The following is an 8,665-nucleotide window of genomic DNA, read 5'->3' on the forward strand; positions in this document are numbered from 1 at the left end:
CATTTCGATAGGAAGATCACAGCAGGCCGATTCTGTAATTGCTTATGCCTGCTGGCTAGTTTTTAATGCGCATATAAAAATAATAAAACTGTTATTCTACAAGCTATTAATAAGGAAGAAGCAAGTCATTATGCGTTCTTTGTGGATCATTTTAGCCTTAATGTGCAATTTGTTGTACGTAGGCTTAGTTGCTGCTGCCGAAAGCACAGCAATCATGGCGTACTACAAGCAATGGGGAATTTACAGTCCGAATTATCACATCAAAGATATCCCTGGCACTCAAATAACGCACCTTGTTTACCAAAGCGCTAAATTTGATTCTGATGGCACGGTCGAGGTAGGCGATGAATACGCCGACCTCAACTTGCAATACCCTGATGCCGATGAAAACTTACCTTTCAGTGGTAACTTTGGCCAAATGGTCAGCCTAAAACAGCTCTATCCACAGATAAAAACCATTATTTCGATTGGCGGTTGGGGGCGATCCGAGCACTACTCCAACATTGCGGCAGACCCTGAGCTACGCGAAGACTTTGCTAAATCAGCCATTGAATTTATGAAGCGCTACCAATTTGATGGTATTGAAATAGATTGGAATTTTCCTGTTGCTACGCAACGCGCTAAACAACACGGCCTAGAGACTGATAAACAAAACTTCACCCTGTTATTGGCTGAGTTAGATGAACAGCTTTACCTTGAAGGGCAAAAAGATCGCAAGAAGTACTTATTAATTAGCACCATACCTGCCGCCGTCGGGTATGAGCAAAACTGGCAAGTCAGAGAAGCAAGCCAATATCTTGATTTAATTAGCCTTTCAACTGCTTACATGCATGGCTATTGGGAAGATACCAAGCTCGCCAACCATATTACCCCACTCTACCTCACTGCTAACGTTAAAAAACGCTTCAGCGAAACCAACACCGAAGCGAACTCCGTTGATATAGCCGTGCGCAGTATTATCGAGCAAGGGGCTCCAGCCGAAAAAATTGTGGTTAATATCGCGAGTTTTGCCACCGCTTGGGACCAAGTTCCTCGCCAAGATAATGGCTTATACCAATTAGCAGGCGACATTAGCTGGGGCAGTTGGGATACCACAAGCTCGGGTAGAACAGGCCTTTATAATCGCGGCCATTTAGTCGGCTTTTTGGATAACCCTGCTTATCAAAAGCATTGGGATCATAACGCTAAGGCCTCGTGGTTGTTCAATCCAGACAAAAATGACGGCCACTTTGTCAGCTATGAGAGTGAAGACTCTCTGGCTGAAAAAATTGCTTATATGGAACAACTAGGCCTCGCAGGCATAGCCATTCGCCAAGTGCATAACGATCTAAAAGGGCAAGATTCCTTAATCCGTCAAACCTATGCGGCGATTTACCCGTGGCAAGCCATCTTGTTTCAAGCTGAGTTATTTTACACCAATTACAAAACACGCATTTTACTGACCATCGCCTTTACCTTGTTGATGATATTGCTATTGATACGAGTGAAGTATATTCAATACAAAGAGGAAGAAGCGGATGTCAAAGACAGAGATCAGTACCTTAAATTAAAGTCTCAATTACAACAACTTAACACCCCACTGCAGGGGATAGCCGCGTTATCGCAACGAATTAAAGACCATCAAAGTCTATTAGCCGAAGAAAGCCAGCAACGTTTGCATCATATTGGTCAAACAGGCTTGGAGGTTAACCATTTAGTTCATAGCTTACTGCATGACACAACATTAGCTCACAGCCCAAGAAATGCTGAGCTAGGCCCAGTAAACTTTAAAGAAATTCTAAATGTTAGCACCAACATTTTACTGCCCTATATTGACAACAAGGGCGTACAAATAGATAGCACACAGTTAGACGAAAACACCACCGTCATAGCCGATCCTGTGTATTTGCAAAAGCTGTTGATTACCCTCATTTCTTGGGCGAGCGATAACTGCGATAACGGTAAGAAGATTTACTTTAGCTCCATCCCACAAGGGGGAAAAGTTTGTCTTAGCATGTTAACCGAAGGCGCTCCGCCGGTGGTGAGCTTAGCTCAAATGCCAAACATATCCTTAATAAAGCAATGTGTTAGCTCACTTTGCGCGGAAATAAAATTTGACGCACAAGCGAAACAACATAGCTGCCATTTGCTATTACAACAAGCAGAGCCGCCGTTGCTACCAACACCGAAAGTCAAAGTGCTGCCGGCCGATCCTCATCATAAAGCGTCACCGCAAACTCAGCTTGAAACGGCGAATGAGCGTCTACAGAGTCTACAAGCCTTTTCATCTCAAGCTTGCAAGCTAAAAGACATTAATGAGCTAATCAAAGAAGCCTTCGAGGTATTCATTAATGACCCTAGCAAACCTACGGTAAAGGTCTACCAAGGCGAAAGCGTTATTCACAGTAACGAAGCTGACGACGAAGATCATCAAGACAATATCACCATAGCTCATCCGGATTTAGGTGAATTTAGCTTTGAACTCTATAGTAAAGAGCCTCTCACCGAAGATGACGTTTACTACTTCCACAGCTTAGTCACCCAAATACAAATGGTGCGCCGCCAACTGCATGAAATAACTAAAGAGCCTCAGCTCTTGTCCGAGTTATACGACATAGCTTCACGCAAAGATAAGCTGCTATATATCAAAGCCGAAAAGGGTTACAGCGGCATCTATTTACCCAATAAGAAAGATCCTATCTATCTGACCTTGCGCCTCAAAACCATCAAACTTTACTTTGATGACGAGGTGTTATTGCAGATCCATCGCTCTTGGTTAATCAACCCGAAAAAAGTGGTTAAGGTACATCAGTTAACCAAACTTAAATATGAAGTGGAAATTGATGACAAACGCCTGCCCATTGCACGACCTTATGTGCCGGTGCTCAAGCAACACTTCCCACACTGGTTTAACTCGCGATAAGTGAATACCATGCGGCTTAGTCGACGTCTGAAGGGCCTGCTAAGCTGCATAAAAATTCGAACTTACGCACAAATCCTGACCCTAGTTAATACTATCTGTTCACAATTTGGTCGCCATCTGTAATCATGTTCGAGCTTGGCAAGGATAGCTAAGAACACAACATAACAAGGATGGTTATTATGAAATTAAAACAGTTAGCGCAAGCCATTGCGTTTGCTTCTCTATTGGGTACTTCTGCACAAGTGGCTGCGAGTGCGGCAGATTTTAAAGTCGTGGGCTACTACCCTTCGTGGCAGGGCTCTACCGCTGAAGTTCAGTACGACAAACTTACCCACATCAACTACTCTTTTTTACTGCCAAACGCCGACGGTTCACTTAAGCCTATCGATGCGCCGCAAACACTCATTGATCTCGTAAGCCGCGCACATGCCGAAAACGTCAAAGTCGGTATTGCCATTGGTGGTTGGAATGGCGGTAATGATTCCGCTTTTGAAACCCTAGCCGCCAACCCTGTCAGCCGTGCTAATTTCGTCAATAACGTCATGGCCTTTGTTGAGCAATACAATCTTGATGGCGTAGACATGGATTGGGAATACCCAGATCCAGGTGCCAGTGCACAGCGCTATACACTATTGATGGATGAGCTAAGCAAGGCGCTTAAGCCTAAGGGTAAATTCTTAACGGCTGCCGTTGTTGCCTATGGTTACACAGGTGCAGGTGTTGAGAATGCGGTATTTGAAGACATCGATTTTTTAAACTTAATGGCATACGACGCCAACAATAGCGATCATTCAACCTACCAAGTGGCCGTTGAATCGATTAATTACTGGAGTGGTCGCGGCCTAGCCAAAGAGAAAATTGTGCTAGGTGTGCCTTTCTATGCTCGCCCAACTTGGCAAAAATACCGTGACATCGTTACCGCCGACCCAACAGCAGCCTGTCGTGATCAATCAGGCGGTGGTTACTACAATGGTATTCCACTGATCAAAGAAAAGACCAAGCTAGCTCTAGAGCAAGCAGGTGGTATCATGAACTGGGAACTAACCCAAGATGCCCCTAACCAATATTCATTGCTCACGGCGATGCATGAAGTTATTAACAACACAGGCACAGGCGAATGTGGCACCGGTGGCATCATTCCAACACAAGAGCCAACGATTGAGCCAACCGTAACGCCTACAAACGAGCCAACGACAGAGCCGACTCCAATCCCAACAACCGAACCGAGTGGCGAATGGAATGCATCATCTGTTTACCTTTCTGGTGATATCGTCACTTACCAAGGAAAAACCTACAAAGCCAAATGGTGGACACAGGGCACTGAGCCTGGCAGCACGCAATGGGGGCCTTGGGAAGCCTTAGATGGCGTAGTCACACCAACAGTTGAGCCAACGGAGGAGCCAACACCTTTCCCCACTGCTGAGCCACCTCTACCAACGGCAGAGCCAACGGTTGAACCCACTGTGGAACCTACTTTAGAACCTACAGCAGAGCCAACTATCGTGCCAAGCCAAGCGCCTCAAGATGCTTGGATAGCCACCAGTATCTACTTATCTGGTGATAAGGTCAGCCATAATGGCACAACATACGAAGCTAAGTGGTGGACGCAAGGTGAAGAGCCAGGTGTGGCACAATGGGGACCTTGGAAAGCCCTATAACGGTTTAGTTACCTCCTATCGAAACGGAAGCTGATAGCTTCCGTTTTTTTTGTCTACTGAAATCGTCTAACATGCTTTGTTAATCTCAACAGCAAACAGCCAGCAACCTATAGCCAACACTCAACAACCAGCAACCAGTAACCAGCAACCAGTAACCAGTAACCAGTAACCAGTAACCAGTAACCAGTAACCAGTAACCAATAGCTAACCAGGGTTCACTCAATATGCAAAATAGTTGAATAAATGCACATATACGGAATAAGTTTCTTACGGTTATTTACTCAATCGACTCGAAAATTTCAGCTAACTTGATCTGGTTATCGCCATTTTCGTGAAATTTGATGAACCAAACCAAGGACAAAAAAGCTGGAAAGAAAAACACTAACTAACTGATTTAAAATATAAAGATATTTCACTTCATATTGTAATGCGATCATTTCATGGTACAAAAAAACTAATTCATTGAAAAGTAAGCTTTGCAACAAATTGCATTTCATTCGCTGCTAAAAACTTTACAAGACAAAAAACTACCCTGCTCACAAAACGCTGCTAGTCACGATCCATGCGTGATGACAATCAGCCCTCTAAAAACCATAAGAGTTTGTTTTTTATGTGATTGTTATTATTTTCGTGAAAACCTAACCTAACTCCACTATTTTTCAACGGCTATCTCTGACAACATGCATCTACCAAGACAACGGACTAGGATTAGAAGGGAAGCGAATAATGAACAAATTTAAACTTTCGTTATTAACCAGCTTACTGGTAGCAGCAACCGCCACTCCGGCACTAGCTGAAAGTTCAGAAAACCATCGCTACGTACAAGCACCAAAAGCTAAGCCTTATAAAGTAACCCCAAATACCTCAGGTAAAGTAGTTGCCAGCTATTTCCCAGATTGGCGTTTACAAGGTGATGTTTACACCGTTCGTAATATCCCAGTTAAAAACCTTACTCACGTTATTTACGCTTTCCTTTCTATGTGTGCCCCGCACAATTATGTGAATGACGGCCTCAAGAAAATGCTCGAGGAAAACTGTAAAGGTAAAGAGCCTTTCACAGCGACCGTGGTCGATACCGAAGCCGCATTAGATGTACGCTTTGATAAAAATCCTGAGCCACAAGAATACTATGGCCACTTTGGTGAGCTGAAAAAAATCCATGCGCAAAACCCAGACCTTGTCATCTTGCCTTCATTTGGTGGCTGGACCATGTCTGAACCATTTCGCGCCATGGCCAAATCAGAAGAAGGTCGCAAAACGTTTGTAAAAACGGCCGTAGAACTGATTGCTAAGTACGATTTCTTTGGCGGTATCGACATCGACTGGGAATACCCAGGCGGTGAAGATAACTCTCACGTTAGCTGGCGTGGCAACTCACTTACTGAGGAAGAGAAAGCCCACGAGCGTGAAGTATTTACCCTATTGATGAAAGAACTACGCGCCGAGCTAGATAAGCTAAGCGAAAAAACTGGCCGCAAATACGAGCTTTCTGCCGCAGTAAACGGCACCCCAAGCAAAGTAGCGAATATCGACTTTGCTGAAGCGCAAAAATACATGGATCACATCTATGCCATGACTTATGACTTCTTTGGCGGCTGGGGCCCTCAGGTAGGTCATTTAACTAACCTGCACACCACGAAAGACACTCTCTGGGGTATGGGTGTGGATACCATGCTGAAAACCCTAGAAAACGCGGGCGTACCGAAGAACAAACTAGTCGTGGGCGCAGCCTTCTACGGCCGTGGTTGGGAAGGCGCTAAATGGGAAGACCCAGCCAAATTCCCAGAAAGTGGTACCGAAGGTAAGGCTCACGCCAGTGACACAGGTGAAGCGGGTTACTTCTCTTACAAAGATATCATGAACAAATTTGTTGACCAAAACGGTTACCAATACGGTTATGACGAAGAAGCGGAAGCGGCTTACGTTTATAACAAGAATACCGGCGCATTTATCAGCTTTGATGACCCACGCTCAATCGAAGCCAAAGGTAAATTCGTTGTTGACCAAGGCTACGGCGGCATCTTCTCTTGGGAAATCACTCAAGACGACGGCACCCTACTGCGCGCCATGAACAAAGGCCTAGGCCACAAAACCAAATAGCTTTCTGTGAGGCACTAGCCTCACCGCTATACTTTGCTCCCTTATTGATCCCAGGAGCCCTTTCCCGGTGTAGGCCCATTCACCGGGAAAGGATTTTTTTTATTCCTCGAACAACTTTTCCCTTGCAGCACAAACTGAACTTTCATTTTGAACCAAGCTTCCAGACCATCACCTCTTTTACTGTCTTAAATTAGATACTGGTGCGCTTCGTGCTTGAAACAGGGGGACGCAAATTAGTGCAAAAAGTGGTGGTTGTCCCGTAGTATTCTGAGTTAAACCTTACCCGACAGGGACTTGCACCCTGCAAGATGCATCAAGCTTCGCTTGACGCACTAACGCCGCGTTAATCGGACAAAAATCGTGGGTTATAATGTGTAGCGAATCGAAACGTAACAAACTGTTTTTGCTAGATTTAGACTCCTAACTAGCATTTTACAGCCGTAGTTCCATGGTTTGATACCCAATTCCATCTTTTTCACCAGCGTCACCGATTACCTTAAAACCAAACTTTTTATAGATTGGAACGGCAAACAACGAAGATCTAAGAGTATAAATATCAGATACACACTTTTCTAACGCATGACTCCACAAACACCTAGAAATCCCTTTGCCTTGATATGACTCAGAAACAAATAGGTGATACAAATGGCTATTATTTTTTAACGCTAAATAACCCACAATTTCATCATCCGCTTCGTAAACAAAATTATGATATTCATTACTCTGAACTCTATTTTGAAAAGCTTCGGTGGTGAGTGTCTCAGCAAACCAATTCGGCAACTCTGCTTTATCACTTTCCAAATAAAAATATGAAAGTGACTTTACTAGAGTGCATATTTTGGGAACATCATTTTCATTTGCGACTCGAATACTCATAAGTTCACCTGAATGCTAACGCCGGTAGCACCAGCTAGTTTTAAGTTGATTGAGCGAGTAGCGAAAGCAGCTTAAAACTAGTCTGCGTGACTCCCCTTGTTAGAAGAGGGATAAAAGAACGCCTTAAATTTACGATACAGCGGCTCTAGTTGCCCAGCTTCAACTATTAGTGTTACTTCAGAAGACCAGCACGGTACATAAAAGCTGGGCTCTAAACGTGTTGTTACCTCAATATGGCCGGTAGAGTCTGATTTTGCAGCGAGGCTAAACTCACCCTCTATTGAAGCCCAATCCTTCTTTCCATTCCAACCCTGCCACTCATTTGAAACACGCTCAAAGAAATCATCAGGATTAGTACCATATAGTGCATTTTCCACCTGTACGGTCGCAGTCATTGATCTAGCAGAAATAGTAACAGAATACTTCTCAAGCCAGCCTTGCAAATTTACCTCAGGCGAGTGAAAAGACACTGAAATTCCTTTCTCCCCCTTGAGTAAAACTTCATCCATGCGACTACCTTCTAACGCCCGCCAGCAGCGGCCGAGCTTGCGAGGTCCAGTGAGCGCAGCGAACGTTGCTGCCTGGAATTGTTAAGGGTTATTGCCAACATATGCTACAAACCTCCAGCCATTTTTTCCTTTATAAGCATGCACATACTGCTTAGATTGACCACCACCGGGAAATTTACATATCTCAACAAAGCGAACGACGTTATTCTTTAGTGTTTCTTTGTCTTTAAGAACACATTCAACGCCAGAGAAATCAGGCAAGCCATTTTTCATTTCAGTTTGAAAGCCGAGCTTTAACACTTTCTCTGTTTCAAGCATTATTTCCGGGTCGCTCAAATATTCCTTGTTAACATCAGCGATCATTAAATAGGCTTCAGCGTGAAAATCTCGGGCTTCCATCGCTTTCTGCATATCCTGATTGGCGTATGCTGCCTCCAGTGACTTAATTGCACTTTCCGGGCTGCTAAAGTCACCTGCAGTAGCGCTAATGGAAGCAAATAATAGTAGATATAGTAAACGATTCATCTTAACTCTTAACGCCGTATTAAGCGGACAAAAATAGTTGGTTATACTGTTGAGGCACGAAACATAACCAACTGTTTTTGTTCCGTTTAAATGCC

General features: G+C 44.1%; 6 protein-coding genes. 3 read left to right on the forward strand and 3 right to left on the reverse strand.

The genetic code is table 11. The features are described 5' to 3' along the window. Positions 1-130: 130 nt before the first annotated feature. The 3 genes from ACK8OT_RS17515 (at position 131) to ACK8OT_RS17525 (ending at position 6,660) form a co-directional block, all read left to right on the forward strand. Positions 131-2,902 carry a glycosyl hydrolase family 18 protein gene (locus tag ACK8OT_RS17515; RefSeq protein ID WP_410197798.1) on the forward strand — a complete coding sequence of 924 codons (2,772 nt, stop codon included), beginning with the start codon at positions 131-133 and terminating at the stop codon, positions 2,900-2,902. A 179-nt stretch (positions 2,903-3,081) separates the two neighbouring features. Continuing rightward, on the forward strand, positions 3,082-4,560 hold the full coding sequence (locus ACK8OT_RS17520; RefSeq protein ID WP_410197799.1) for a glycosyl hydrolase family 18 protein: 1,479 nt from the start codon (positions 3,082-3,084) through the stop codon (positions 4,558-4,560). Between the two features lie 726 nt (positions 4,561-5,286). Beyond that, positions 5,287-6,660: a glycoside hydrolase family 18 protein gene (locus ACK8OT_RS17525; protein WP_410197800.1), complete on the forward strand. Its 1,374-nt coding sequence runs from the start codon at positions 5,287-5,289 to the stop codon at positions 6,658-6,660. Positions 6,661-7,092: 432 nt separating this feature from the next. Here ACK8OT_RS17525 and ACK8OT_RS17530 read toward each other — a convergent pair whose 3' ends face one another. The 3 genes from ACK8OT_RS17530 to ACK8OT_RS17540 form a co-directional block, all read right to left on the reverse strand. Beyond that, positions 7,093-7,536, reverse strand: coding sequence for a GNAT family N-acetyltransferase (locus tag ACK8OT_RS17530; RefSeq protein ID WP_410197801.1), 444 nt, complete (start codon positions 7,534-7,536; stop codon positions 7,093-7,095). Between the two features lie 77 nt (positions 7,537-7,613). After that, complete coding sequence (locus tag ACK8OT_RS17535; RefSeq protein WP_410197802.1) at positions 7,614-8,045, reverse strand: DUF6228 family protein; 432 nt, start codon at positions 8,043-8,045, stop codon at positions 7,614-7,616. 81 nt (positions 8,046-8,126) lie between these two features. Then, a partial coding sequence (locus ACK8OT_RS17540; protein WP_410197803.1) for a hypothetical protein occupies positions 8,127-8,665 on the reverse strand: 539 nt, incomplete at its 5' end.

It is taken from the genome of Motilimonas thetidivivens, assembly GCF_046452435.1.
Lineage (GTDB): Bacteria > Pseudomonadota > Gammaproteobacteria > Enterobacterales > CBDFNC01 > Motilimonas.